The following is a 24,311-nucleotide window of genomic DNA, read 5'->3' as shown; positions in this document are numbered from 1 at the left end:
CGGCCGATCCCCATTCTTCCCTCCCAAATGTTGCCCTGACAATCCCCGTGTCATACTATTCGCTAAGCAGCGCGAGCCGTTCGCGTTATTTGGCGTTCAGCGCCGACGATGCGCCTCCGCGCATCGACGTTTACGCTCAAGTACACCTACGGCTCTACTCCTCGCTCGGACTGCTCGGCGATACAACCTTCGCGGCAGTCTGCTTCGTCCCTTTGCAACAATTTATTAAAAATTAACTTACCACAGTCAGTTAAAATGTTGATTTTTTAATTGAATGTTGTTAATATATCTAATATATGAAACTGACTACAGTAAGGTTAATGGTTAGTTTTGAACAAGGGGGACGCCATGAGCCGGAGAGAAGAGATCAAAAGAGCAGCGGTCGGCCATCTACTCCGATACGGGTACGAGGGCACGAAGCTGGCGGATATCGCGGACGAAGTCGGCATCAAGAAGCAGTCGATGTACGCCCATTTCGAGAGCAAAAAAGATTTGGTCGTCGAAATTCACGAGGAAGCGACGAAGCAGGAAATCGCCTTCCTTACCACTTTTTTCAATGAACACAAAGGAAAGCCGATGCGCAAGCTGCTCGATCAATTCGTCGTGGAGATGAGAGACCGTTACGCGACCAACCGCAACGTCAAACTGATGTTTCTGATGGCGTTCATGCCCCCGCAGCAGCTGCAGGAGCTGTTCCTTACGATGTATGAGCTGTACTCGCATCACCTGCTCCATTTGCTGGAGCTTGCCTTTCAGCACGATCCCGACATCCAGGCAAACCCGAAGGACGGGGCGCTGGCCGTCCATACGATTTACGAAGGCTTGACCGCGAAGCTTATTTTCGGCAGCCCGGACTATTTTATCCAAGCCGCGGAAGCGACTTTCTCCTTGCTATGGAATGGATTGCTTCACGGGGACTGACAATCAGAGGTGCATAATGCTTAAAGAACAAAACGGCTTGCAAGCCCTGGAAACCGAATCCACGGGAAAAGTATTCGTTCGTTACTTGATTCCGTCACTGATCGGAATGTTTATGATGTCTATCAATGTCGTCGTGGACGGCATTTTCGTGGGGCATCGATTCGGTGAAGTGGCGCTGGCGGGGGTAAACGTAGCCGTCCCCGTATTTTCCATCTTCATTGCGGTATCGCTATGGATCGGCATCGGAGGCGCAACTCTTTACTCCAAAAGTATGGGCGCCAAGCGATATGAGGAGGCCCGCTCCGTATTCACGCACTCCTTGACGCTAATATTCGGCTTGACTTTGCTGCTCGCGGCGATCGCGTTCGGGTTCCGGGAAAGGCTCGCGCTGTTTCTTGGGGCGAATGACGAGACGATGCCTTACGTCATGGAATATATGAGCGTTTTATTGGCCTGCGGATTCGCCATTACCGTGCAAAATGCGTTCAGCGTATTTGTCCGCAACGACGGCAATCCGACCTTGTCCATGATCTCCCTGCTCGTTACTGCGGGGTGCAACATCGTATTGAACTACGTCCTGCTGTTTGTTCTCGATTTCGGGGTGGCGGGGTCCGCTTGGGCATTGGTCGGCGGGGCGGTTATCGGAGCATGCGTGCTATTCACGCATTTCATGCGCAAGGACAGCACGCTTCGTTTTACGAAGCCTCGTCTGTCGTGGAAGCTGGCCAGAAGCACGCTCGCGATCGGTTTTCCGAGCTTTGTCGCGGAAATCGGAATCGCCGTGTTTACGGCTGGCTACAACATGGCAATGGTGCGATGGGCGGGAACGGTCGGCGTCTCAGCCTTCTCCATCCTCAATTATGTGCATAGCGTCATGCTCATGCTGTTCCTCGGCATGGGATCGGCCGTACAGCCGCTGATCAGCTACTACAGGGGAGCCAAGCTGCACGCCCGGCAAAAAGAGACGATCCGGATCGCCGTCCGTACCGCTTTCGGGGCGGGACTCGGCATCTTTATCATCGGATCGGTCGCGGCGGATGGCATCGTCTCGTTGTTCGGGACGTTTGCCGTCGAAGTCCGCGAGCTGGCCGTGACCGGCATCCGTCTGTTCTTCATCGCCTACTTGTTCATGGGCGTAAACTTCGTCATGATGACGTATTTTCAAGCGACCGATCAGGTGCGTATGGCCACCTGGATTACCGTCGCCCGGGAAATGCTGCTGATGGTCGCCCTACTGTTCACGCTGCCGCACATGTTCGGCACGACGGGCATCTGGCTGGCTATCCCGCTCTCGGAGCTGATCGTGATGCTCACGGTATACGCCTACGTTCGCAGGCGTTCGCGCGCAACGCTCCCGGTACGGCCGACGACCGGATGATAGGAGGCTTGGCGCGGCGGCGTCTCCTTGGAAATAACAAATCGGATTAAAAATGACCTCCGGTACCGCTTCACCTTCGAAGCGGAACTGGAGGTTTTGTCGTTCCTATGGGACGGCCACGCCAAGCTCTCATCACTTGGGAATGGCCCGCTGAAATTTTGATCCTATCGTAACTTCCGCACGATCCCTCGAATATGCTCGATCGACTGCTTGGCGTAGGCGTCGTAGATCTCGCCCGAGCCGGTTGTCCCGGCAGCCTTGTACGGGTTGGAAATTCGCGGCAAAAACTCCATCGTCACATTTCCGTCGTATCCGATGCCGATCAGCGTGCGGAACACGTCCGTAAAGTCGGTTTGCCCCAGTCCCGCCGCTTCGCGCGTATTGTCCGCGATATGTACATGAGCCAAGTACGGGGCAATGTCCCGTATCGCCTCGCTATGATCACGTTCTTCGATATTCATATGGAATAAGTCCGCCATGACGCCTACGCTCGCGACGTTCACCGCCTCCGCCAGCCGTTTGGCCGCTGCCAGCGTGTTCACCAGATACGTCTCGAACCGGTTCAGCGCTTCTATGGCGAGACGGACGTTTTTCGATTGGGCGTACGTGCCCGCCTCCTTCAGGCTCAGGATTGCGTTGGCCCACTCGTCCTGCCGGTTCGTAATCGGACCGTTCTTGCCGACCGGCGTGGGTACGACAATGACGACGGACGCCCCGAGCCGCTCCGCCATGTCTACGCAATCCTTCACATATCGGACGGCTTCCTGCCGCCGAGTCGGATCGTGGTGCGACAAATCGCGCTCGGCCGTGTAAATGCCGCATATCGAGGTGCAGACGAGCCCGTATCGCTTCATTTGCTCCCGCAGCCCGTCGATGTCCAGCTTCGCCGGCTCCCCCGCCAGCTCGACGCCGTCGTATCCGAAACGCTGGAGCCGCTGCAAGCTCGTGTCCATCGGTTCATTTCCGAAAATCCATTGCGTCACGCTATAAGTAAACATATGTCCCCTCCTTCGGCCCGACTCGCCGATGTCCCATCCGATCCCCCCCGGCGGACATTCCCTATAAATCCCGAGAAAGCCGGACCATGTCCCGTAGCCGGATACCGTTCTCGTAAATCTCCTCTTCATAGTGCCGGACAAAAAAATCCCGGTCGATGCCGGTCATGCGAAAGCCGCATTTCTGATAAAGCGCCAGTTGGACGACGCCCGTGCTGCCGGTCCCGACTTCGATCGTATGGTAACGCTGCTCTCGGGCTTGCTCGACGGCGTGAAGGACCAACAATTTGCCTATCCCTTTGCCCTGCTCGTCCTCGGCAACGGCCACATTGACCAGTTCCACCGTCCCGGGTCTTGTCGGCAAGAGTACGTATACGCCTATCGTGCCGCCGTCCCGGTCGGCGACGAAGCATTGTCCTCTGGCGATGTAGGCTTCGACCAACGTCCGGGATGGATCCGCCAACAGCAGCAAATCCATGGGGGGCGCTTCGGCCGAGCCCAGCCTTCTAATGTTCATGGAGTTCCTCCGCATAAGTTGAACTATGGCATCTGGCGCTCGTTCCATTCCGGAAGCGATTGCCTTGCAGCCCGGAGACAGGAGCGCCTTATTCGGCCCACAGCTTGTACAAGGCCTGGGTTCCTTTCTCCGCATAGCCCTTCTCCTCGAGCTGCCGATACAGGGATTCGGCCAGCTTCAGCCCCGGCGTGTCCAGTCCCATCTCCTTCGCCGCCTCCAGGGCGATCCCCATGTCTTTGATAAAATGCTTGACGTAGAAGCCCGGCTCAAAGTTGCCTGCGATGATGCGCGGTCCCAGATTGCTGAGCGACCAGCTGCCCGCGGCGCCGGATTCGATGCTGCCGAGCACGGTGTTCGGGTCCAGCCCCGCCGCTTCGGCATAGGCGATCGCTTCGCAAACGCCGAGCATATTCGAAGCGATGGCGATCTGGTTGCACATCTTCGTATGCTGTCCCGCTCCGGCCCCGCCTTGACGCACGATGTTGGCACCCATCCGCTGGAGCAGAGGCAGCACGGCGTCGAACGCCTCCTGATCTCCCCCGACCATAATGGACAATCTGCGCTCGCGCGCGCCGATATCCCCGCCGGAAACCGGCGCATCGAGGGCGTACAGCCCCTTCCGCGCAGCCGCTTCATGGATTCGCTTGGCCAAAATCGGACTGGACGTCGTCATATCGATCAAATACGCGCCCGCTTTGGCGCGAGCGATCAACCCCCGTTCGCCGAGGTACAGCTCTTCCACATCCTTCGGATAACCGACCATCGTAATGATCGCATCGCAAGCGGAGGCCAGATCGGCCGGGGTCTCGTGCCAGACGGCGCCTCTATGCACCAGCTCGTCCGCCTTGGCGGCCGTGCGGGTGTAGACGTGCAGCTCATAGCCGGCTTGCCGGATATGCTCCGCCATGCTTTTTCCCATTACGCCGATGCCGATAAATCCTATCGCCGTTTCACCCGGCTTCATGTTCATTGTAACCTTCCTCCTTCTGCTCGGGGCATCTCCAACTTTTCATGCATCCTCCTCTATCATAGACTTTCTCGGGCCGTCCCGCTACAGGCAGCGTAAGCTACCCGCTCGCTTGAGGCGGAACAAACGATACCCTTGTTACGAATACGATAAAAACATCGGACTTGAAATGTTGTGGAAATAACGGCGAAGAAGTAATTATCCTTGGATGCTTATATCTTTTGAAGCAGGGGTTTGTCGATCCTTCACCAGCTTTAAAGTGGCTACAATCAAAAAGCTGACAATCACAAGCAGTAGCCATGAGCTCACCTTGCCAAAATGGACGATTTGCCACGATACCGACTGATCCGGATATTCCCAGGCTCCGAAGAAGGTAGCGACGTTTTCCGCTATCCAGATAAAAAATCCGATCAGCACGAAAGAAAGCGCAAGCGGCATCCGGTATCGCGTTCCACCGACCTCATACGTGACCCATGTCCGCCAAAATACGAGAAGGACAAGCGCCGACAGCCACCAACGAACATCGACCCAATAATGGTGGGTGAAAAAGTTTAAATAAATCATCGCGGCAAGCGGTACCACCATCGAGAACGGTGGCCATCTCACCAATTCGACCTTCAACCTCCGCCACGCTTGGCATAGATAACTCGCCACACTCGCGTACATAAATCCGCTGTATAACGGAACGCCAAACACCTTCGAGTACCCCTCCTCGGGGTACGACCAAGAACCCATATGCACCTTGAACAGCTCAAGTGCCAGGCCTATCAAGTGAAACAAGGTAATAACTTTAAGTTCATCGCGCGTTTCAAGACCGGAATGCACCATCCACCATTGCATTGCGAGGCAAATGAGCAGCAGCCAGTCATATCTCGGCAGCCAAGGGATTGGGATAAGCTTCGTTATAGCCAACGAAGCGAAAATAACGACGGGAAACAGACAAGACAATGCCTGCCCCCAACCAAAACGAATGAACTGCAGCAATACCCTCATGATTTCTCCTCACCACACAAATATATCCATACGGAGGAGCCAGTCCTTACGAGCTTCAGCAAAGCCTCCTTCATCCCCTTTATAAATTTGATCCTTGAATGTCTCCGTCACTTTTGTACTCTAAAATATCCCCGGGTTGGCATTCTAATGCTTTGCAAATGGCCTCTAAAGTTGAAAGCCTTATGGCTTTTGCCTTTCCGTTTTTCAATATAGAAAGGTTAGCCATAGTGATGCCAACCCTCTCCGAAAGCTCTGTTACGCTCATTTTCCTTTTAGCCAGCATCACATCAATATTGATTATCATTGCCATGTTATTCACCTCAGACCGTTAAGTCATTTTCTGATTTTATATCTATGGCATTTTTTAATAGCTTTTGAAGAACAGCAGCAAAGACTGCAACCACCATGGAAGCAAAAATGATGACCATTCCGATTAATATGATACCCGGGGCATCGTCTAACTCTGCAATGAGATAAAAGAGCGGCATGCCTAATACATACAAAATACTGATTGCGATTGCACAGTATTTTATATTCTTTAAAGCTTTTACAGATAATTCCGAGAAAGCTGTGTTCTTGTCAATGTAGATTAAAAGTTTAAAAGCTTGATACAGAGCAAAGTAAAAAGGGATCGCCGTTGCATACAAATCAATGAAAACGAGATATTTCATATAAGCAATATCCGGATACAATTCCGCTGCAAAATTCGCTAACTGAGGCACAAAAAATATACACAAAGCCAGAATCGGAATTCCAATAAGAAATAAAGTAACCTTTAAAAAGAGTGTTGTTCCTCGTTCCATAAAATGCACCTCACTTCGTTTTTGTCAGTTTGATTTTAACACGCATTTTATCGTTTTACAATAAATAATTACTGATTATAATTATATTTTTATTACTATACAAATCCCCTTTTAACTAACCTTACTATTTCTTCCGATTGTCATATTTGTTTTTATCACTTCTTTTCAGAACATGGATTGGCGTTATGTATTCCCCCTTTTCGACGAACACTTTTCCTTTATTAGGACCCCCTCTATTTAGAAAGCTTTTTTGCATTTGCGGGAGGTTTTTTGTTTCTCGGTTTCGTGCAGCCTTACGTCTCCTACAACAGAAATAAAGTTCTGATTGCTGCCGTTGCACCAATTTTTGCCGTCCGTTAAACCCGTTTTCCTTGTGATTTCCCCTTCAGTGATCGTATTTATCATTTGCATAACAATTCCGGGCTGGAAGGATGTGGAACAATTAATGTGGTGGAATACGATATTAAGGCTCTATATTTTAATTGCGGTTCCAATATCCATATACTACTTTGGGGTTCGATTACAGAGGAAGTTTTCGCGCTGACACGGATTTGGCAGGTTTACCGCAGTATCCACTCCTATACGCGCGACGTTGCCATACCGATTGTTAAATCCCGGAAAAGTACGAAAGTTGAACATGTCGGTACAGCGGTTATTAAAAATGGCAAGATGGTTGATCAAATCAGTTCGGATGAGACTCTTTTGATTAATGCATTTAACGGGCATAGCACCCAGGGAAAAATTGAAGTCATGGATCACGCAACCGTTTTGATTGTTAGTAATACAATGACCCATGACAGTAAGGTTGTTGATAAAAAGCCATACATGGAGAGTCGGATAAACTTGAAAGCTTCCATTTTGGAGACGAGGGAACATCCATCAATCCACTCCATCCAAAAAGAACTGGAAGAGCTTCTTACTAAACGGTTTTATCACATGTTTGCCAAAATTCAAACAAGGGAAGCCGATATTTTAGGACTGGGACAATATTTTCGGAACAAACTGTCTCGAGATCAATTAGAACATTGGAGGTCCGACTACTATCCTTCATTAGAAATGGATCTTCACATTCGAACTGTCATTCAAAACCAAGGACATCTAAAATCGCTGTCCGATTAAAAAAGCATGACTATCCGGATATACGGCAAGCAGGATCGGAGCCCAGAAAGGCAGCCTCTCCACGTGTTACATGAATATCGGAGCGAGCAGAACGGCTGCAATAAGCAAATCCAAAACCGCGCAAAATTCCGCATATCCCCGCCGGACGATCCTTCCGGTCCGAAAATGGGCAATGTCCCAGATCGTATGGCCGATATAACCTGCCGCAAGCAGAATCAGTCCCGTGTCTCTGTCGACGTACACAGACACTAACGCGATAACGCCGAAGAAGACCAATGCGATCGCCTGTATCAAGATGGTACGCCCCCCGCGGAGATGACCGCGAATTGCGCCCGATATCGGGTAGAAAAGCGCTGCGAGAAACAGGATCAACGACATGGGATCCGTTGAAGCGGGAAGTCCTGTTGCGGCTATGGCCAACGCCACGAAAGAAGGCCACCGTTTCTTAACCAATTCCACCAAAAAAAACTTCGTCCTTTTTTTCTTATTGATTTTTTCTTTTCCGGCCAGATCCATTGCAATCACTCCTCATTTTTCTTTGCACACAAAAGATATCAAAATGCGATTCCTTTTACGTCTATCTGCAGTTGATTTTTATTCAGCGTCTATATCGATCGATTGATGAGCAAAACGGATTCATCTGATATGATGAAGGAAACCAACCGACTGAAGGAAAGAACAATGAACAAAAACATATTTCGTCACATTGACACGCGCGCCGCACATATTACCTTTATCGTTGCCTTTTTCGTATTGATATGGCCTGAATATCCGTTTCTACATGTCCACGTCCTTATCGTTTACGCTGCCTTCGCGGCTTGTTATATAGGAATGGCGGCAGCGCCTAAAGGATGGTGGAACGCTAGAAGGTATGTCATCGCGGTATGCTTTCTTACCGCTATATCCGTCATCATTCGCATCCTTCATTCCGATCACCCTGATCACCGCATTTTCTGGCCGCTCCTGTATATGTTGGGTGTGGCTGATCCGAAATGGAACCGTTCGACCGCTACTCTCGCATTCGTCACGGTTTGCCTCATTTTTGGTATGATGTTGGTCGACGGGGTTTCATATGGCGCTCTCATAGCGGCTGTCCTGATGTATATCGCGGTCCGAAATCAAAGCCGGCTTCACGAAGCGCATCGAACGAACCGAAAGCAGCTGGAACAATTGAATACGGCGTATTCCGAATTGCAGCAAACATCCGTTCAGGCGATGGGTTATGCTGCGCTGACGGAGCGTACGAGATTGGCACGCGACATTCATGACGGGCTTGGACATCAGATGACCTCGCTTATTGTTCAACTTCAAGCGTTGAAGCTGATGATTCCGAAAGACCCGGTTGAGGCGGCAAACAGCGTAGACGAAATTCTGAAGGTAGCTAGGAAAGGGATGGATGAGGTAAGGATTGCAGTAAAGGAATGGTCGGACGATGAGAAGGGCTTGGGACCGATCGCGCTGAAAGGCCTGATCTCTCAAATCGAAGCCAATTCTCAGGTGCGGATACAATACAAAGAAATCGGACCTATCGGCGAGTGGCCGGTTGAATGCAGCGTGATTCTCTACAGGATCTTGCAAGAAGCGTTAACCAACATCCTCAAGCACGCCGGTGCGAGCCAGGTTGACGTTGCGGTGGAGGAAGAGAATGAACATGTAAAGCTTCTCATCACGGATGACGGTCATTTCAGCGGCGAGAAACCTTTGAATTTCGGATTCGGCCTAAGCGGTATGATCGAAAGATGCAAATCAGCCGGAGGGAGCATCGTTTTCTCCGCAAATTCACCGAATGGTTTAAAGATACAAGCAACTATTCCGCTTGCTATTTCATCGAGTACGTTTTAAAGGAGACATTTCATGCAAATCGGAAAAATGATCCGAATCGTGCTTGCGGACGACCAGCCTTTCATCCGTAAAGGATTGCGTTACATATTGGACATTCAAAAAGATATGCAGGTGGTCGGAGAAGCTTCGACCGGAGAAGAAGCGGTTGACGTTGCTATACGAAACGTTCCGGATATCGTCTTGATGGATATCCGCATGCCGGGCGGAACGGGCATCATGGCTACAAAGTCTATCGTTGAAGCTATGCCCGATACAAAAGTCGTCCTCTTAACGACATTCGATGTTGAACAGTATGTGTTTGACGGGATTCGTGCCGGGGCTTCCGGCTATTTGTTGAAGGATACGGAAACCGATGAGTTGCTCAGCGGCATACGTGCAATGCACCGGGGGGCAACCCTGTTCAATAGCAGCACGGCCAAACGCGCTCTAGACCAAATATTGACTTCAGGCATGGAGGAGCCGGATTCAACTGGCAAAGATCGGCTGCTCGGCGCCTTGACGGAGCGTGAAACGGAAGTATTGCAGCTGCTTGCTTACGGTAAGAGAAACCATGAAATATCAGCGATTTTATGCATTTCTGAAGGTACAACAAAAACGCACATACACCATATCATGCAAAAACTTGGGGCGCAGGACCGCACACAGGCAGTGGTCACTGCAATTCGAATGAAGCTTGTGAAATAAATAAAGAACAATTAAACTCTGCTCAATATAAGCGATTCGTGTAGCTGTCTTGAAGTGCTTCAGCAATCTTTTCAGCATCCATTCCAGGGAGTTTTGCGTGGTCTGCTATCATTTTTGCTATGTTAGGCAATCGGTCCTTGTGCATCCATGTATCTGGATTCCACAAATGTGAGCGTTTGAAAGCTTTAGCACAATGAACAAAGCACTCTTCAATTGAAACACCAATACTGACAACCGGCATCTTCCCGTTCGCTTCCATCTGCTTCAACAATTCTTCATCGCGGATAATGCAAGCATGTCCATTAATCCGTAGTGTCTCTTCCAGACCTGGAATTATAAAAATAAGCCCTACTTTAGGGTTTGATAAAATATTTCTCATCGAATCCATCCTACGATTCCCCGGTCTTTCCGGAATAACTATGTGGGTTTCATTCAGAACCCTAACAAAACCAGGAGCATCACCCCGAGGAGAAACATCACACCTTCCGTTTTTATCCGACGTAGCCATTAGCAAAAATGGAGATTTTGAAATAAATTCAAGACCATGTTTATCCAAATGATCAATTACTTTATTTTGTACAAGCTCGCTTGGATAACCCAACAGGGCACGTAATTCATCTTCGCTTGAAATCATATTTTTAAATATATTCATACCGAGTCTCTCCTCTTGACGTTTTGTAGTTACATTATACGACCCGTATCGCTCTGAAATCGGGTCTATTTTCTTGTAACCCTTCAGCGATTATATCCTTTCGTGCGAGAACTTGAGGATATCATATAATCGCTGGATTGGGTTATTTTCTATGAAGAACTTTTCACTGACCAGTACTATATAGATTCCCCTTTAACTTTAGACAAGATAAAAAGCATTAGGCAGCCGATCATTGTGGCCGGCTGCCGTCGCGCTGTCTTTATTCAGTTCTCGAATCCGTTAGTTTAGCTAGCTTTTCATGCACACGACGATTTTCCCTTTCGCGCGGCCTTCTCCAAAATACCGAAGCGCCTGAGCCGCGTCGCTTAACGGATACTGCCGATCAATGACAGGCACGACTTGGCCTGCTTCGACAAGCGTCTTCCAAACCATTTGATCGTCGTGGTTCGGCTTATGGACCAGGACCGTTAACTTTTTCCTTTCAAGCCAAGCATACAGCGGTGCCGCCAACAAAGCCTGGAGAATGCGAAGCAGTGAACCGCCGACCATGACATACGTACCGCCTGACGAAAGCGCGTGCTTCACAGCGAAAACTGAACGACTTCCAACGACATCGAGGATCAGGTCGTACCGTATTCCACTTGCGGCGAAGTCATCCTTCGTATAATCCAAGACATGATCTGCCCCGATGGAAAGCAGCATATCCAGCTTTCCGGCGCTGTCAACGCCGGTCACTTCCGCTCCGAGCCATTTGGCATATTGGACCGCAAACGTGCCGACTCCGCCACCAGCCCCATTGATCAGAACCCGATGACCCTTTCGCAGCTTTCCTTTGTCGCGCATACCCTGCAAGGCTAGAACGGCCGCTTGAGGAATCGCAGCCGCCTGCTCAAAGCTCATCCCGGCCGGCTTTGGTGTCAAGGCTTCCTCGCTGGCGCTTACATACTCCGCAAATCCGCCCCAGCCGCACCCGGAAAGGTCCCCGAATACCTCTTCCCCCGGTCGGAATCTCTTGGCTGCGTCGCCCACGGCGATTACCCGCCCCGCGATGTCCGCGCCAAGAATTCGGTAACGGGGCTTGCGGAGCCCTCCAAGGCGGGTTATGTACGGTTTCCCGCGAAGGAGATCCCAATCCCAGGAATTCACCGAAGCCGCATGGACCTCGATCAACACTTCATGGTCCTTCAATACAGGGACATCTACCTCTTTAATTCGGAGGACTTCTGGCGATCCGTAGGTTTCATAGACCATCGCCATCATCGTTCGTGCTCCTCGTTCGCCGGTTTGGACAATCTTCATTTCTTAATCCTCCCCTAACTTCTTAGCCCTACTGACGGAAATATTCATCTACACAATTACCGGCTACTATTCGCCTAATCTGCCTGTTACTTCAATAGGCTACCGATCGCCGGCAGCCTGATGAATTACCTATTGTACTCTTGTTCCCGTTAGAAACTAATTCATATCGAGGGAGCGGAATGCTAATCGATCATCACTCTTGACTATGCGGGGGTACCCATTCTGGATGTTGAGTTGGGTCATATATTAGCTTCTTACTCATTATATTCCCCTTCCGGTTATAATGACTTAATTTAGTATTCGATATTTTCTAAATGATTCCTTTCTTGCAACATTAGAATGCTATCCAATAATGGAATAGGGGCAATATGGCCTTAAAAAGTAACGCCTATTCAGTTCCCTTCGGCGAACCGATCTTACCGTTTCATAAAAAATGCCCGGTCGTTAGACCGGACAATTCGTTTATTATGATGAAATGGAGCTCTGTGGCGGACATAAGCCGGGCTATGCCTTGGGTACGTTGCCCTCCTCGTCAAAATGCCACTCGCCCGGCCCCGTCAATACCTCGATATCCGGGTGGCTGCGGGCTTCATCCAGCATCCCGGCCGAAATTTGTATTTCGCCCAGGTGCAGCGTATCGCGGATACGCACGAGACGACAAGCGTTGTAGTCCAATATATTGCATGTCTTGACCGCGGCCTTAATTGCATAATAGTCGTTTTCCAAAGTAGTCGAAATGTTGCAGGGTAAGCACACAGTCGAGGTCAGTCCATTGGCATACGTCGCTTCCGCATTCATTTTTTCGACCATACGTTTTGTCGTAAAATCGGACAGTCCGATTCCGGCTGCATTGCCTTTGGATTCGGGGGTCAAGTCAAGCGCAACGATTTTGGTAACATCCGGCCCTCCGTAGGCGTATGGGGTTGGGAAGCGCCCCGTAACGTTTGGATCCATCCCGTCGCCGCTTATGTTCTTGCCGATCCAGTCGATAACCAGCACGTCGATCTGCCCGATCAGCAGCTTCGGAATACGTTCCTTGGCTTCCTCCAGCAATTGCAGTTCCCGCTCTTCCACGCGTTCAATCGGGAGTGCTTCGATTCTGCAGGTTTGGTCGTATGCGTTCTCGACGATCGCGACGCCGAAGACGATCGGCAGCTTGCGCATCAGAATGCGGGCCGCAGCCGGCATATTGACGGCCATATGCTTAAAGCCGAGCTGATGGATCGCCTCCGCCCCTTTTTGCTTTCCAAGTCCGATCGCGATCATTTTCATGACGCCGCTTTCGTACGGTCCGCGGAAGGCGGTATGCGGCTTGATCCGATTAATGACAATGATCGCATCTGCTTCCATGGCATACCGATCGGAATAAACGGGCAAGCCGTTGTCGAGCGTATCGATGACGGCCACGTCCATCGAGGCTCTGATCGGTACCGACATGGACGATTCCGTTATGCCCAGCTGTTTCAAAATTTCGATCTGGCCTTCAGCCGTTGCCCCGCCATGACTGCCCATGCAGGGAACGATGAACGGAACGGCACCGGCTTCCTTAATCCGGTCGAGCGTCGTTCTAACGATTAACGCCAGATTTTGAATGCCCCGGCTGCCGACCGCGACGGCAACCTGCTGGCCCGGCTGCAGACGATCGATCGTGCCGGGTTTCTCGAACTCCCGCCTTAGATGACCGGGAATGTCGTCAACCCGGGTTTCGTCGAACTTTTGCCGGATCAGAGCCATCGGCGGCAGCGGAATCGGCTCCAGCAGCTTGCGGATGATGCTCATGACTGCAACGCCTCCGTTCTGATCCCTTTCTCCATCCGTTCCAGCAGCTCGATGATCAATGTTACGTTGCGGATAATATGGTACGGATCTTTCACAGGAAGAGCAACGACCTTGCTGATCGGCTCGCCGTTGCGTCGGCGAATTTGTATCCATTCTCCGATTCGCTCGTCCGGATGAGGGAACGTGCGGAATGTGTATTCGTGAATGGCGCGATAGTCGGCGAGAAGCCGTTCGTCTCGCGTCAAACTGTAGCCGAGCATTGTCGTATACAGCGCCTCCGAGTGAACCCACCACAGCTTATTGTCCCAGTTTTGCCCGATCTGCCCGACCATGGCCTCGTGTTCCAAGCCGCTGCAGTCTCCCCGCGGCTGCCCCCCGTCCCGGTCCGCAAACAGCAGCAAGCCACCGTATTGATCGTCCCAGCCGAGCTCCACCATCTTCTTTGCCGTCCGGACCGCTCTGCCGATATAGGGTTCCAAACCCAGCTTCTCGGCCGCATGGATGACGAACCACATATCCTCGATGGAATGACCGGGGTTGCAGTAACGGCCCAGAAGCGAATCGACGCGAGAGCCGTCAGCAGCGATCATTTCGTTCAGCACTCCGTCCCGATCGACAAAATGGCCCATAATATCGAGCAAAAACGCCGTCATCTTGCCGCGCAGCCATTCCGTCTTCCCACTTCCGTCGGCGCCGTTTGTCGGACCTGCAGCTCCAAGCGCCTCTTCGGCCTCCAGCAGCTCCTGGGTCACATTTAGCAAGATCATCGGAATGTTGTGTGAACGGTACCCATCCGGCGTCGGATAAGGCGCCATTTCGTACGATCCGCTCTCGATACGTCGGATGACCGAGCGGTACAGCGTCCAAGCGAACCTTAAGCTGACGGAATCGCCCGATACGGCGGCGTACTTGGCCAGTCCGGCCACAACGAAGCAGTCGGCGAATATGCTGGAATCGTACCGCTCGTTCGGCGGATTCAGCTTTGGCACACCGGCCCGATCCATAACGAACGCGCAGTTCCCGCTCTCCAGCACGCAATGATCCATAAGAAACTTCGCGCCGCCCCGGGCCAGCTCCAGGAATCGGTCCCGTTCCCCGCTGTCGAAAGTATCCGTGCTCATGGAAGCCAGCTTCGCGTACATCCAAACGAACCGGCCCTGCGACCACGTGTATTTGTCCGTGGAGACAAGCTGTTCCCCCAAATTGTCGTAGCAGTTAAAGAACCCGCCGTACTTCTCGTCCGTAGATCGAAGCCAGAACGGCAACAGCACACGCTTCAGATGATCCTCGTAAAACGCGCGAAGCGTTCCCGCATCCCATGTATCCTTCATACCCGTTCTCCTTATTCCGCCCCCATCATATCCCGGACGACACGAGCCATTTCCGAGCAATCGTTGGCTCCATAGCCTTGTTGATGTCCGATGCGCAGCAAGTTCAGGCCGCCGTCCAGAACGAAGGAAGGAAATTGATGCTCGTCGAATAGCTTCTTCACATAAGATAAATCTTTCAAAGCCAAGTCAAGGGCAAACGACGGGTCGTAAGTCTTGTTGACGATTTTGGCCGCGTTGCTCTGATACATTGGGCAATTGACTCCGCTGTTGCCGATAATCTCGAACAGCTTGACGGTATCGAAGCCGAGCTTCTCCGCCAGCGGAAATATTTCCGAATAAAGGGCGATGTACATGATCGACAAATAGTTGTTGGCCAATTTGGCGATGTTGCCCGCTCCGGGTCCTCCGATATGATGGACGCCGCGGGAAGCGAAAGCCTCGATGATCGGCTTGCATTGGGAAAACGTTTGCTCGTCTCCGCCGAAAGTGACGATGAGGCTGCCCTGCTCGGCATGCATGGGCGTACCGGTCAGCGAGGCGTCGGCGAACTGGCCGCCGGCCGCTTTCACCTGCGCGTGCAACTTGCTTGAAGATAACGGGTAGCTGGTACTCAAGTCTACGATCGTCTTGCCCGCCACGCCTAGAGCGATAAACTTCTCCACGGTTTCTTCAACTTGCGGCGAGCCCGGCAGCGACAAGAAGACGATGTCGCTTTTGTCCAATACTTCCCCGACTGTTGTCGCGACAGCGGCCTTGTCCGCAAACAGACTGCTGTTGTTCTCGTTAATATCGAATACGGTCATCGCATAGCCCCGTTCAAGCAATTGATGGCAAATGCCGCCGCCCATTCTCCCCAAACCGATGAAACCGATCGTTGTCATATCCGTTTCTTCCTCCTCCGAATCATAAAGGGGCGGTCGTTTCCCGCCGCCCCCATTTAGCCGTCACTGGGACGCTTTCTCTTTATCGATCAAAGCTTGAAAATCTTTTTGCGCCTTCTCGACCGCCGCGGCAATATCTTTGCCCTCGATAGCGGCGCTCATCGGACCGCTGATGATGTCTCTTGCCTCGGCCACTCCGATAACTTGAGGCCGATCCACGCCTACGCCGATCTTGGAACTTTCATTGATCACTTTGACAAGATCGGCCGGGTAGCTTTTCGTCGATTCCGGATTGTTCCACACCGATTGTCTCGCACCCGGATTGCCCGCGGACTGGGTTTTCAGCACCGTCTCCTTGCTGGTCGCCCATTTGACAAATTCGGCTGCCGCTTCTTTGTTTTTGGAATATTTGCTAACCGCGAGCGCTCCGGAGCTGACGTTATACGGACGCGATCCCGCAGGGCCCGCAGGGAACATCGCGTAACCTACTTTGTCGCTGACAGTCGATTTGGACGGATCCGCCACGTTCAAATAAATGGCGTCGGCGTCTGTGAACAAAGCTACCTTCCCCTGAGCGAAAGCTGCAGCCGCTTCCGTCCAATGCATATTGATCGCTCCAGGAGGAGCGTATTTGTTCAACATGTCACCGTAATATTTGAAGGCAGTTATCGCTTCAGGCGTGTTCAACGTCGCTTTGTCCCCATCGTGAAATTTGCCTCCGAAGCTGTACAGGAAGCCGGAGAACTGGGTAACCGCGACGACCTTTCTGCCGCGTGCGGCGAAGCCGTACATGCCGTTTTTCGGATCGTTCAGCTTTTCCGCGGCCTTCATCAGTTCGTCCATCGTCTTCGGAACGGGGATGTTGTTTTTCTCCAGCAAATCTTTACGGTAGTAAAGCACTTCTCGCTCGGTCGTGATCGGGATCGCGATCAGCTTGCCGTCATAGGTTGACGAGTCGAGCGAAGATTGAATGAAGTCCTTCACGTCGTAGTTGGCATCGTTCGTTACGAACGGATCGAGCGGCTCCACCCAGCCGTTTTTGGAGAACAGCTTCGTTTCGTCGAGCGGCCGGATAAACATGACATCCAACGAGGAGGTTTTCGCCGTCATCTCTACTGCCAGTTTGTTGCTGGTCTGTTCTTGGCTGAACGAATCGATTTTGACTTTGATGCCGGTTTTTTGCTCGAATTCCGGCAGCATCGTCTTGATCGTATCCAGCCACGGATGAACGGCCATGACAAATCGGATTTCCGTTCCGGCATACGGTTTGTCTTTATCGGCGCCGTTGCCCGTCTTGGTTTGTCCGTTGCTTCCCGAAGAACCGCATGCTGCCAACATGCCTGCCAGCATGACAGACGCCATCATGGCCGAAGTCGTTTTGCCCCAATTGAGTTTCATAGTACCCATACCCCCTGATTCGTATTGTGCTGCTCGTTTCCCTCGTTGCCTGTACCGAATTTCTGCTTGTATCTAATCTTTACGTTGTTCTGCAACTGTACGCTCTATCCCGGTTATCACCTCCCCTTGGAATTCAACGCCTACAGGTCAGCCTTTAACCGCTCCGGCTGTCAAGCCTTGTATAATGAAGCGCTGGGTAAGCAATGAGATCACGAGAATCGGCACCGTAATGAGCACGGCGGCGGCCATCAATGCGCCCCAGTCGATCGAAGCATAGGAGATAAAGTTGAATATCGCCAGTGGCAGCGTCTGCGTATTGCCCCCCGCCAATGCCATCGAGAAAACAAGATTGTTCCAAGAGAAAATAAATGACAGCAGCGACGCAGTAATGATGCCCGGAACGGAGAGCGGCAATATAATGCGCACGAACAGCCCGAAAACCGATGAACCGTCTACGATCGCCGCTTCCTCCAGCTCTTTGGGCAAAGAGTCGAAGTACGGGATCATAATCCAAATAATAAAGGGCAAATTGATCAATAGATGGCTAAGCGATAGCGCGAAATGGGTATCGACCAGACCGATCTTGGAAAAAATAACGTACCAAGGGATTAGGAACGTAATGCCGGGAATGAAGCGCACCATCAAAATAACAAGTCCGAGCATGGTTTGCCTATAGCGGGAAATGGAGTACGCGGCCGGCAGCCCCAACACGACCGCCAGCAAGGTCGAGAATACCCCGACGATTAGACTGTTTACAATCGGCTTTACAAACTCATAATCACTAAAGACGGTTTTGTAATTGCCGGTAATCGGCTCGAATACGAATAGCTTGTCCACCGACATAATTTGTACCTGAGTTTTAAAGGAAGCCAACACCATCCAGATGAACGGAAAGCACACGATCAGCAAAATCACTGCAAGTCCCGCATAGAACAAAATGGAGCCCGGCCGCCAGGGCGACGCACGTTTCCCGCTCGTTTGAACCGCTTGGATCATAACGCGTCACCCGCCTTTTTTCTTACTAACACAAAGACTAGACTAATCAAGGCCACCAGAAGCAAAAACAACATGATGAGCGCCGAGCCGAGTCCGACTTTGAAAAAGCCGAAACCGAGTACATAGCCATAAGTGTTTAGCGTCTCCGACGAATTGCCGGGTCCCCCCTGTGTCGTTGCATAGATGAGGTCAAACGTTTTCAGAGCGTCGATCATCCGCAACAGCATGGCGACAACGATCGTCGGAATGAGCATCGGAATCGTAATTTGCCAAAAAATTTGCCAGCGCGTTGCCCCGTCGACGACCGCCGACTCGTAAGGCTCGTGTGGAAGCGTTGCCATTCCAGCCAATACGATAAGCGTGATCATCGGAGTCCACTCCCATATATCGACGAGCATCAGGGAAGGCAGGACCGTCTTGGAAGAGGTCAGCCATGCTTGCGGCGCGATGCCGAACTGCCCGAGCAAATAATTGGCGAAGCCGACCGTCGGCTCGAAGATCAGCATCCAAACCATTGCGATCGCCACCGGCGTTGATACCATAGGCAGCAAAAAGAGCGTTTTCACAACGTTTTTAAAACGAAAACTGCGGTTGAGCAGCACCGCGATCAGCACCCCGAGTATCGTCTCGGCTATGACGACCCCGAAGGAGAAATAGATCGTGTGCCAAGCAGATTGCCAAAACCGCGAATCCGTCAGCAGCTCGGCATAGTTTCGCAATCCGATCCATTGCGGTGCCGACGTGCCCGACATGCTCCATTCGTGAAGGCTCAGCCACGCCGTATAGCCGAGCGGGAAAACAACCATTAAGGCTACGAACAGAACCGCCGGCAGCGAGAACAGATACCGGATATTACGATCGACCCAACTTGAAACCATAACATCACCCTTCTTGTCAATTATGTCCCGGAAGCCGCTTACAATAAGGTGACGGATGAAGAGGCGTCCGATTTCTTGAAATAGTTCGGGTACTTCTCCAGAAGCTCGGCTTTCTCAAAGCGGGATTTCACGTGTTGCCGCAGCTCCTGCTCAGCCATCAGCGGATTACGCGCACGGATGCTATCCACGATCCGGGTATGCTGAGCGATAATGGTTTCCCAATCGAAGTAAACGGCGAGAAGCAGGTTGCGGAATCGTTTGTAGTGAGCGAGCATCTGCTGGATAACCGACCACGTTCTCTGCTTGTTGCATTTGTTGAATATGGTTTCATGGAAAAGCTCGTCCAGGTCGTGCATTTTCTCAATGTTATTATGGCCGCTATAAATACGCTGCTCGGCGACCAGAGCTTCCATCTCCGCAACATCACGTTCAGTGAACGTTTCGCAGGCGATTTTCAATACGGCTACTTCCATGGTTTCCCGAACGAATCTGGCTTCTTCCACTTGCTCGATATCGATTAGCGAGATGAAGGAGCCCTTTTGCGGATAAATGACGATCAGGTCCTCTTCCGCCAGCTTGATAAAGGCTTCTCTTGTCGGCGTACGACTTACATCCAATTTGTCCCCTATTTCCTTCTCCGAAATCATCGTGCCCGGCTGCAGCTTCAAGCTCAAAATATCTTTTCTAACGATATCGTACACATAGTCCCGGCTGGAACCTTGCCGTTGTTGGGGTTGAATCATAATGACTCCTCCTTCGATCTATCTTGTATACTAGTATACTACCATACAAGATAAAGAAGCGCAACGGAAAGGAAGCGTTATTTTCTGCGACTCTGCTTGAACTAAACCCTATAAAACAAAAAAAGCCGCAATTTATGCGGCATTAGAGAAAGCTCTCCTCATACTATAAACACAAAAACGGCTTATAAACGAATGGGAGCGGAATGGATGCATACAGCGGCAGCCTTGAAAATAAAGTCCTCGGCATTACTTTTGGACAGTAAGCCATATGTCTGTACGCTGGCCCGTTTCAACGAGACTTGTCTTCTTGAGCATGATCCGCATGCCTTCAAGGTGCTCGAAAGGCGCTGCCCCTCACCAAGCAAGATAGGCATAATGCCAATCTGCAGTTCGTCCGGCCGGTGATTCGCTTGATGTCTGCCATGCTGGATATAACAAAACGCATGCCGACATCGACATGCGTTTCTAAGGCTGCGAAAGTTTTTATTCTTCTCAGGCATTTTCCGCATATGTTTTGAAATTGTCTAAAATCGCTTGCCAGCCGGCTTGCTGCATCTCGATGGCGTTGGTCTCTTCCGCTTCGAACGATTCGACGATCTTCGTGTCGTTGCCTTGGCGAATAAAAACGATCTTCACTTTTCTACCGTCGCCGGAGCGTATAGGCGATGCCCTCGTGAAGACTCACCTCGTCGTAGACTCCGCCGAAATCAAATCCAAAACTGCCGTCCTTGGCTTCTATTTCTTTTAAATTGCTATTCTGCAAATTCGCCGGTACTCCCCATAACTATCCGGATCGTGTAAAAAATGATGCTATTACAAAACGAACCTTTCACCCTGCAAGGCGCTCACATAGAGGGATATTATCGCGATGCTTGTATGTTTTCTATAAGCTCACTAACGCAATGTTCTATATCCTTATTCGAGCAATCGAGGGTTTGATCGCTATACTTCATGTATAGAGGCACTCTCTCCTCGTAAACGTCCTTAAGACTATTTCCTTTCCTGATTACAATGCCTCTGGTTGTCAGGTTGATTAGTCTCTTTTCAATTTCTTCATAGGGGACATGCAAATAAATAATCTGTCCGCCCTGTTTAAGGACATTCATGGCTTTTTCTGAATATATAACACTTCCCCCTGTAGAGATAACGCAATGTTTTGGTTGCAGTTCAGATACCGTTCTTTCTTCGACTTCCATAAATTTTTCGATACCATCCTGATCCAGGATATCTTGTAACAACCTGCCTTCATGTTGTTGTATAACAATGTCCGTATCCACGTAATCCATTTCTAAAGCTTTTGCGAGCAACACGCCTAAAGTGCTTTTACCGGCTCCGGACATACCTATAAGAACGATGTTCATATTTTTCCTCGCTTTTGTGAATGGGTATAGGTTTCCGTTAATCTATTCGGCATTTTCCACAAACATCCTCCACGGGATATCGTTATACTGCCCGGCAAATTAGTCATGCGGTTGGCAATAGAAAATATTAGAGATAGTGAAAAACTATCCAAAGTGGTTCAGCAGTACCTCTCACGACTTGAGTTGCAATCGCCTCACCGCATCAGGCTTCCCATGTTCACTTCGTCGTTACCCTGCTACAATAGGAAGCATAAGTGATAGCTCCGTACGATAAGGAGGATGCGGATGGCCCGAGAAAGCTTTGACAAAGAAATCCAGCTTCTGCGCATGCTCGTATTGACCAGCGGCGCGTACAGCCGCCAGCAGTTTGCGGAGCGTCTGGGAATATCCGTGCATACGTTCGACAAGACGCTCAAGCGGCTCAAAGAAATCGTAAGCGCCACGTACGGGCAGCTGCCGGAGGAGCAAGGCAAAGATTTGGCCGAAATGCTGCGCTTCAGCTATTACGATTCCACCGACCCGCTGCTGCTCTTCCTGTTCCGGGCCAAGTCGCTCAAGGAATCCGAATGCGACAGGATTTCTTTGCTGCTGGCGGCCTTAAACGGACAAGCTCTTACCGCCATAGAGCTGCTCGATATTTGCTGCGGCAGTCTGCCGTCCGATCTCCCCCTTCCCGACGAGAAAACGGTCAGAGGCGACCTCAAATATTTGGAGGAGGTCGGCGTTATCGTCAAGGAGCCCGGCCCCCGGCCTTACCGGTACCGGGTCCACGACGGCCTTATCCGCAATTTGTCGGACGAGGAGCTGTGCGACTTGTATGATTTCGTCGACGTCATGACCAATACGCAAGTGCCTTCCGTCCAAGGGTACTTGCTGCGGGAGGCGCTGAAGAAGCAGGTCGTCCGCAATAGCGGGGGCAAGACGGCACCGGAGCCCTTCTTGTACAAATACCATTACTACTCCCGCATTCTGGACGAGGCTCACCTGTTTACTCTGCTCGGCGCGATCCGCAGCCGCCGTAAAATACGCTTCCTCTACTTCTCGCCGAAAGCCGAGAAAAGCTACGCCTCCAAAAACACCAATCCGTTGTTCGAGCGGGAGGCCGAAGGCCGGCTGGAGAGCACGGTTCCGCTCCGGATCGTGTACGATCACCAGTATGGACGCTGGTATCTCCTTTCTCACGGGAGAGAAGGCATACGCAAATACCGGCTCGAGGGGATGACCCAGATCGAAGCGAACGAATCGGTCGAAGCGGAATTTTTCGAATCGAAGAGAAGAGAGCTCGAAGAGAAAACCCGGAACAGCTGGCTGATCGACACCGGTAGACCGATAACGGTGCGCGCTCGCTTCTACAATCCGGGGGACGGCCAGGCCAACTTCATCATGGAACGGGTGCTGCTTCAGGGGCAATGGGGACGTATCGCGGAGGAAGACGACGACTCCTTCGTCTACGAGATCGATGTCAACGGAACGACGGAAATCAAACCGTGGCTGCGCAGCTTCGGATCGAGCTGCGAAGTGCTTGAGCCCGTATCGCTGCGCCGGGAGCTGATCGCGGAATGGAGGGAGATTCAGGCCTACTATGAATCCGTTTGAGAAAATATTCAACTATCGGATCTTGTCCCGCCTCGACGGCTCCGGCACGCTGCTCATTACCTCCTCCGAGCGGGCATGGCTGAAAACGATGCTGGAGCATCCGGCCGCACGGCAGGCGTTCGAGGCGGACACGCTGGACAAGCTTCGTTCCGCGCTCGAGAAGGACGATTGCTTGGACGCCGCGGACCACCTGGCCGAGAAAGCCCGCAGCAAGGAAAGCCAAGTGTACCACCCGCTACTGCGCCGGTTGCGCCGTTGCATCGCGAGCAGGAGCGGAATCCGGCTGGCCTACACGATCAAGAACGGGCGGGAAGTGGTCGACCAGTCCGGTTTTCCTTATAAATTGGAGTATTCGATGGTCAAGAGAGAATGGTACTTGCTATGGTACCATCTTCGGCATCGCGCTTTCATGAGCACCCGGCTTCAGAAAATCTCGTCCGCTGCCGAGGAGCCGCTGCCGTCGTACGCCGATCCCGATCGGATTCTTAACCGCCTTAACCGAACCCTCGATTCGCGCAAGCAGGAAGCATGCATTGAGGTCTTAAGGCAGTACAACAAGGAATTGTCGCGAATTTTGTACGCCTTCTCCTGCTTCGAGAAGGACGTTGCGTATGATCCCGATGAGGACACGTATCGGGTCCGGGTGCACTTCCAGGGGGACGACAGCGAATACTTGCTGTCCAAAATCCGCTTTCTCGGCAAACGGGTCAGGGTCGTGGAGGGCGATTATATCAGGAATCGCATGCTGGAGTCGTCCGCGAAGGCGCTTGCGCGGTACGGGGAAGACGGGTCCTTGAAGGAGCAAGACGATCAGGACAATGCGACAGTTTAGCGGTGTTAACCATTAACGATTGGAAGAGCGCACCGTATTAATATAAAGCAACTTCCGGCTGACATGAGCCGTTCGATAAGGCTGAATTCGTTTTGAAGCTGGTCGACCGACCGCCGTCATGCAGCGAAACACGGCGCGCAGGGAGCAGCGTGCGGTGCGAAAATAGCGGAACAGACGTACGCTATTTCTCCGAATCCCGCTGTCGACGGCTCGATAGCGGAAAGGCTTTCCGCTATTCCGCGGCTTCAGCCCCTTTTTCCCCGAAAACCGAGATTTAGCGGAAATCCGTTCCCCTATTTTTGGAAAAGCCGCGGAATCGGGTGTTTAACGGAAAAACGTTCCGTTA

General features: G+C 51.4%; 24 protein-coding genes and 1 pseudogene. 7 read left to right on the top strand and 18 right to left on the bottom strand.

The features are described from left to right. Positions 1 to 348 precede the first annotated feature (348 nt). Positions 349 to 921 carry a TetR/AcrR family transcriptional regulator gene (locus tag FE784_RS20750; protein ID WP_139604143.1) on the top strand — a complete coding sequence of 191 codons (573 nt, stop codon included), beginning with the start codon at positions 349 to 351 and terminating at the stop codon, positions 919 to 921. A 16-nt stretch (positions 922 to 937) separates the two neighbouring features. Next, positions 938 to 2,299 carry an MATE family efflux transporter gene (locus tag FE784_RS20745; RefSeq protein ID WP_176706396.1) on the top strand — a complete coding sequence of 454 codons (1,362 nt, stop codon included), beginning with the start codon at positions 938 to 940 and terminating at the stop codon, positions 2,297 to 2,299. A gap of 164 nt (positions 2,300 to 2,463) precedes the next feature. Here FE784_RS20745 and FE784_RS20740 read toward each other — a convergent pair whose 3' ends face one another. The 6 genes from FE784_RS20740 to FE784_RS20715 form a co-directional block, all read right to left on the bottom strand. After that, positions 2,464 to 3,297: a sugar phosphate isomerase/epimerase family protein gene (locus FE784_RS20740; RefSeq protein WP_176706395.1), complete on the bottom strand. Its 834-nt coding sequence runs from the start codon at positions 3,295 to 3,297 to the stop codon at positions 2,464 to 2,466. 61 nt (positions 3,298 to 3,358) lie between these two features. Beyond that, positions 3,359 to 3,811, bottom strand: a complete 453-nt coding sequence (locus tag FE784_RS20735) for a GNAT family N-acetyltransferase (protein ID WP_139604141.1) — start codon at positions 3,809 to 3,811, stop codon at positions 3,359 to 3,361. Between the two features lie 88 nt (positions 3,812 to 3,899). Continuing rightward, complete coding sequence (locus FE784_RS20730) at positions 3,900 to 4,781, bottom strand: NAD(P)-dependent oxidoreductase (protein WP_139604140.1); 882 nt, start codon at positions 4,779 to 4,781, stop codon at positions 3,900 to 3,902. A gap of 195 nt (positions 4,782 to 4,976) precedes the next feature. Continuing rightward, positions 4,977 to 5,771, bottom strand: coding sequence for a DUF817 domain-containing protein (locus tag FE784_RS20725; protein ID WP_139604139.1), 795 nt, complete (start codon positions 5,769 to 5,771; stop codon positions 4,977 to 4,979). A gap of 79 nt (positions 5,772 to 5,850) precedes the next feature. Further along, the gene (locus FE784_RS20720) at positions 5,851 to 6,081 is read right to left on the bottom strand and encodes a helix-turn-helix domain-containing protein (RefSeq protein WP_139604138.1); all 231 of its coding nucleotides are present in this window, start codon (positions 6,079 to 6,081) and stop codon (positions 5,851 to 5,853) included. Between the two features lie 10 nt (positions 6,082 to 6,091). After that, positions 6,092 to 6,574: a DUF2975 domain-containing protein gene (locus FE784_RS20715; protein ID WP_139604137.1), complete on the bottom strand. Its 483-nt coding sequence runs from the start codon at positions 6,572 to 6,574 to the stop codon at positions 6,092 to 6,094. Between the two features lie 447 nt (positions 6,575 to 7,021). Here FE784_RS20715 and FE784_RS20710 point away from each other — a divergent pair, with 447 nt between their 5' ends. After that, complete coding sequence (locus tag FE784_RS20710; RefSeq protein WP_139604136.1) at positions 7,022 to 7,693, top strand: Ger(x)C family spore germination C-terminal domain-containing protein; 672 nt, start codon at positions 7,022 to 7,024, stop codon at positions 7,691 to 7,693. 66 nt (positions 7,694 to 7,759) lie between these two features. On the opposite strand, the gene FE784_RS20705 is transcribed toward FE784_RS20710, so the two are convergent. After that, on the bottom strand, positions 7,760 to 8,209 hold the full coding sequence (locus FE784_RS20705; RefSeq protein ID WP_139604135.1) for a hypothetical protein: 450 nt from the start codon (positions 8,207 to 8,209) through the stop codon (positions 7,760 to 7,762). 129 nt (positions 8,210 to 8,338) lie between these two features. Here FE784_RS20705 and FE784_RS20700 point away from each other — a divergent pair, with 129 nt between their 5' ends. Next, complete coding sequence (locus FE784_RS20700) at positions 8,339 to 9,535, top strand: sensor histidine kinase (protein WP_176706394.1); 1,197 nt, start codon at positions 8,339 to 8,341, stop codon at positions 9,533 to 9,535. 18 nt (positions 9,536 to 9,553) lie between these two features. Next, positions 9,554 to 10,219, top strand: a complete 666-nt coding sequence (locus FE784_RS20695) for a response regulator transcription factor (RefSeq protein ID WP_281287137.1) — start codon at positions 9,554 to 9,556, stop codon at positions 10,217 to 10,219. A gap of 22 nt (positions 10,220 to 10,241) precedes the next feature. Here the strand turns inward: FE784_RS20695 and FE784_RS20690 are convergent, their stop codons facing one another. From FE784_RS20690 to FE784_RS20640, 11 genes and pseudogenes are all read right to left on the bottom strand, one after another. Then, entirely contained in the window at positions 10,242 to 10,871 is a 630-nt protein-coding gene (locus FE784_RS20690) for a pyridoxamine 5'-phosphate oxidase family protein (RefSeq protein ID WP_139604132.1), read from the bottom strand. A gap of 288 nt (positions 10,872 to 11,159) precedes the next feature. Continuing rightward, positions 11,160 to 12,170, bottom strand: a complete 1,011-nt coding sequence (locus tag FE784_RS20685) for an NAD(P)-dependent alcohol dehydrogenase (RefSeq protein WP_246132111.1) — start codon at positions 12,168 to 12,170, stop codon at positions 11,160 to 11,162. A 504-nt stretch (positions 12,171 to 12,674) separates the two neighbouring features. Further along, positions 12,675 to 13,949, bottom strand: a complete 1,275-nt coding sequence (locus FE784_RS20680) for a nickel pincer cofactor-dependent isomerase, group 22 (RefSeq protein WP_139604131.1) — start codon at positions 13,947 to 13,949, stop codon at positions 12,675 to 12,677. Beyond that, positions 13,946 to 15,280, bottom strand: coding sequence for an AGE family epimerase/isomerase (locus tag FE784_RS20675; protein ID WP_139604130.1), 1,335 nt, complete (start codon positions 15,278 to 15,280; stop codon positions 13,946 to 13,948). The genes FE784_RS20680 and FE784_RS20675 overlap by 4 nt, the downstream gene beginning before the upstream one ends. Positions 15,281 to 15,291: 11 nt before the next feature. Further along, on the bottom strand, positions 15,292 to 16,161 hold the full coding sequence (locus FE784_RS20670) for an NAD(P)-dependent oxidoreductase (protein ID WP_139604129.1): 870 nt from the start codon (positions 16,159 to 16,161) through the stop codon (positions 15,292 to 15,294). 63 nt (positions 16,162 to 16,224) lie between these two features. Next, positions 16,225 to 17,559, bottom strand: coding sequence for an ABC transporter substrate-binding protein (locus FE784_RS20665; protein WP_139604128.1), 1,335 nt, complete (start codon positions 17,557 to 17,559; stop codon positions 16,225 to 16,227). Between the two features lie 147 nt (positions 17,560 to 17,706). Continuing rightward, positions 17,707 to 18,555, bottom strand: a complete 849-nt coding sequence (locus FE784_RS20660) for a carbohydrate ABC transporter permease (protein ID WP_139604127.1) — start codon at positions 18,553 to 18,555, stop codon at positions 17,707 to 17,709. Continuing rightward, positions 18,552 to 19,433: a carbohydrate ABC transporter permease gene (locus tag FE784_RS20655; RefSeq protein WP_139604126.1), complete on the bottom strand. Its 882-nt coding sequence runs from the start codon at positions 19,431 to 19,433 to the stop codon at positions 18,552 to 18,554. The genes FE784_RS20660 and FE784_RS20655 overlap by 4 nt, the downstream gene beginning before the upstream one ends. Before the next feature lie 38 nt (positions 19,434 to 19,471). Next, positions 19,472 to 20,176 (bottom strand): GntR family transcriptional regulator, encoded by a 705-nt coding sequence (locus tag FE784_RS20650; RefSeq protein WP_139604125.1) that lies wholly within the window; start codon positions 20,174 to 20,176, stop codon positions 19,472 to 19,474. Positions 20,177 to 20,668: 492 nt separating this feature from the next. Beyond that, positions 20,669 to 20,924, bottom strand: a pseudogene (locus FE784_RS20645) (SRPBCC domain-containing protein); the annotation flags it as partial. Between the two features lie 112 nt (positions 20,925 to 21,036). After that, positions 21,037 to 21,537 (bottom strand): shikimate kinase, encoded by a 501-nt coding sequence (locus FE784_RS20640; protein ID WP_139604124.1) that lies wholly within the window; start codon positions 21,535 to 21,537, stop codon positions 21,037 to 21,039. Between the two features lie 285 nt (positions 21,538 to 21,822). On the opposite strand from FE784_RS20640, the gene FE784_RS20635 reads away from it, so the two are divergent. Together FE784_RS20635 and FE784_RS20630 are read left to right on the top strand one after the other, a co-directional pair. Continuing rightward, the gene (locus FE784_RS20635; protein ID WP_139604123.1) at positions 21,823 to 23,133 is read left to right on the top strand and encodes a helix-turn-helix transcriptional regulator; all 1,311 of its coding nucleotides are present in this window, start codon (positions 21,823 to 21,825) and stop codon (positions 23,131 to 23,133) included. Further along, positions 23,120 to 23,965 carry a WYL domain-containing protein gene (locus FE784_RS20630; protein WP_139604122.1) on the top strand — a complete coding sequence of 282 codons (846 nt, stop codon included), beginning with the start codon at positions 23,120 to 23,122 and terminating at the stop codon, positions 23,963 to 23,965. Before FE784_RS20635 ends, FE784_RS20630 begins: the two co-directional genes overlap by 14 nt. The last annotated feature ends 346 nt before the right edge of the window (positions 23,966 to 24,311 follow it).

This window comes from Paenibacillus hemerocallicola (assembly GCF_006265175.1).
Taxonomy (GTDB): domain Bacteria; phylum Bacillota; class Bacilli; order Paenibacillales; family NBRC-103111; genus Paenibacillus_AB; species Paenibacillus_AB hemerocallicola.
The sequence above is the reverse complement of the archived record's forward strand: the minus strand, read 5'-3'. Positions and strand labels throughout refer to the sequence as shown.

What these genes read in the sequence shown, in the direction of transcription:
- FE784_RS20700 (WP_176706394.1), top strand. Translation starts at nt 8,339, where the DNA reads ATGATGAAGGAAACCAACCGACTGAAGGAAAGAACAATGAACAAAAAC.
- FE784_RS20705 (WP_139604135.1), bottom strand. Translation starts at nt 8,209, where the DNA reads ATGGATCTGGCCGGAAAAGAAAAAATCAATAAGAAAAAAAGGACGAAG.
- FE784_RS20730 (WP_139604140.1), bottom strand. Translation starts at nt 4,781, where the DNA reads ATGAACATGAAGCCGGGTGAAACGGCGATAGGATTTATCGGCATCGGC.
- FE784_RS20665 (WP_139604128.1), bottom strand. Translation starts at nt 17,559, where the DNA reads ATGAAACTCAATTGGGGCAAAACGACTTCGGCCATGATGGCGTCTGTC.
- FE784_RS20720 (WP_139604138.1), bottom strand. Translation starts at nt 6,081, where the DNA reads ATGGCAATGATAATCAATATTGATGTGATGCTGGCTAAAAGGAAAATG.
- FE784_RS20650 (WP_139604125.1), bottom strand. Translation starts at nt 20,176, where the DNA reads ATGATTCAACCCCAACAACGGCAAGGTTCCAGCCGGGACTATGTGTAC.
- FE784_RS20680 (WP_139604131.1), bottom strand. Translation starts at nt 13,949, where the DNA reads ATGAGCATCATCCGCAAGCTGCTGGAGCCGATTCCGCTGCCGCCGATG.
- FE784_RS20675 (WP_139604130.1), bottom strand. Translation starts at nt 15,280, where the DNA reads ATGAAGGATACATGGGATGCGGGAACGCTTCGCGCGTTTTACGAGGAT.
- FE784_RS20660 (WP_139604127.1), bottom strand. Translation starts at nt 18,555, where the DNA reads ATGATCCAAGCGGTTCAAACGAGCGGGAAACGTGCGTCGCCCTGGCGG.
- FE784_RS20640 (WP_139604124.1), bottom strand. Translation starts at nt 21,537, where the DNA reads ATGAACATCGTTCTTATAGGTATGTCCGGAGCCGGTAAAAGCACTTTA.
- FE784_RS20655 (WP_139604126.1), bottom strand. Translation starts at nt 19,433, where the DNA reads ATGGTTTCAAGTTGGGTCGATCGTAATATCCGGTATCTGTTCTCGCTG.
- FE784_RS20685 (WP_246132111.1), bottom strand. Translation starts at nt 12,170, where the DNA reads ATGAAGATTGTCCAAACCGGCGAACGAGGAGCACGAACGATGATGGCG.
- FE784_RS20750 (WP_139604143.1), top strand. Translation starts at nt 349, where the DNA reads ATGAGCCGGAGAGAAGAGATCAAAAGAGCAGCGGTCGGCCATCTACTC.
- FE784_RS20715 (WP_139604137.1), bottom strand. Translation starts at nt 6,574, where the DNA reads ATGGAACGAGGAACAACACTCTTTTTAAAGGTTACTTTATTTCTTATT.
- FE784_RS20670 (WP_139604129.1), bottom strand. Translation starts at nt 16,161, where the DNA reads ATGACAACGATCGGTTTCATCGGTTTGGGGAGAATGGGCGGCGGCATT.
- FE784_RS20740 (WP_176706395.1), bottom strand. Translation starts at nt 3,297, where the DNA reads ATGTTTACTTATAGCGTGACGCAATGGATTTTCGGAAATGAACCGATG.
- FE784_RS20745 (WP_176706396.1), top strand. Translation starts at nt 938, where the DNA reads ATGCTTAAAGAACAAAACGGCTTGCAAGCCCTGGAAACCGAATCCACG.
- FE784_RS20630 (WP_139604122.1), top strand. Translation starts at nt 23,120, where the DNA reads ATGAATCCGTTTGAGAAAATATTCAACTATCGGATCTTGTCCCGCCTC.
- FE784_RS20690 (WP_139604132.1), bottom strand. Translation starts at nt 10,871, where the DNA reads ATGAATATATTTAAAAATATGATTTCAAGCGAAGATGAATTACGTGCC.
- FE784_RS20735 (WP_139604141.1), bottom strand. Translation starts at nt 3,811, where the DNA reads ATGAACATTAGAAGGCTGGGCTCGGCCGAAGCGCCCCCCATGGATTTG.
- FE784_RS20725 (WP_139604139.1), bottom strand. Translation starts at nt 5,771, where the DNA reads ATGAGGGTATTGCTGCAGTTCATTCGTTTTGGTTGGGGGCAGGCATTG.
- FE784_RS20635 (WP_139604123.1), top strand. Translation starts at nt 21,823, where the DNA reads ATGGCCCGAGAAAGCTTTGACAAAGAAATCCAGCTTCTGCGCATGCTC.